This is a genomic window from Prevotella illustrans (genome assembly GCF_017426725.1).
In the GTDB taxonomy this organism is placed as follows: Bacteria; Bacteroidota; Bacteroidia; order Bacteroidales; family Bacteroidaceae; genus Prevotella; species Prevotella illustrans.
The window spans coordinates 1-994 of record NZ_JAERMS010000087.1; the positions used below are offsets into that span (position 1 = coordinate 1).

General features: G+C 42.5%; 1 protein-coding gene. It reads left to right on the forward strand.

Features of this window, described 5'->3' with window-relative positions; all coding sequences use genetic code 11:
- Window positions 1-48 precede the first annotated feature (48 nt).
- Window positions 49-969 carry an IS982 family transposase gene (locus tag JHU38_RS12265; RefSeq protein WP_107581698.1) on the forward strand — a complete coding sequence of 307 codons (921 nt, stop codon included), beginning with the start codon at window positions 49-51 and terminating at the stop codon, window positions 967-969.
- Window positions 970-994 lie beyond the last annotated feature (25 nt).

Here is a 994-nt window from a genome sequence, read left to right on the forward strand (position 1 = left end):
TTCGTAACTTTATAGTTGAAAATCAAATAATTACAAACATTACAAGCGATGATTACCAACGACAAAGTTATAGAGATTTTTTGTATTATAGATGAGTTTTGCAAGAATTTAGATGCAGAATTGAGTAAAAACCTTCAGATAGCTCCCACCGACGAGGGGTATAAACATCTTCGGCACCGCAAGGGGCGTATGTCTGAAAGTGAGATTATGACCATCCTGTTATGCTATCATTTTGGAACTTTCCGCAATTTCAAGCATTATTATCTGTTCTTTGTCAAAGAGCATTTGAAGACCTATTTTCCCACCGCCGTATCCTACAATCGTTTCGTGGAACTGATGCCTCGTGTGTTCTTCCAGCTGATGGCCTTCATGAAACTGTATGCCTTTGGCAAATGTTCGGGAATCAGCTTCGTCGACAGCACCATGATTCCTGTATGTCATAATGTAAGACGATATTTCAACAAGGTTTTCGACGGCGTCGCCAAGAGTGGAAAAGGCACGATGGGCTGGTGTCACGGCTTCAAACTACACTTTCTGTGCAATGACACGGGAGAGGTCATGACCTTCTGTCTCACACCCGCTAACGTGGATGACAGGGATAAACGAGTATGGTCAGTCTTCACAAAAGTCCTCTACGGAAAGGTTTTTGCCGACAGAGGGTATATCAAGCAGGAACTTTTTGAACAACTCTTCGGGCAGGGGATTCATCTTGTACACGGATTGAAAGCAAAGATGAAGAACAAACTCATGCCGATGTATGACAAGATCATGCTACGCAAGAGATATATCATCGAGTGCATCAACGAGCTCTTGAAGAACAAGGCAAACCTTGTACATTCAAGACACCGGTCTATACACAATTTCGTTATGAACCTGTGTTCGGCTTTAGCAGCGTACTGCTTCTTTGAGAACAAACCGGAGGCATTGCCTGTGCATATCGAAAATATAAGACAGTTGGAGTTGTTTTAGAAAAACTTAACCCGAACTGGCGTAT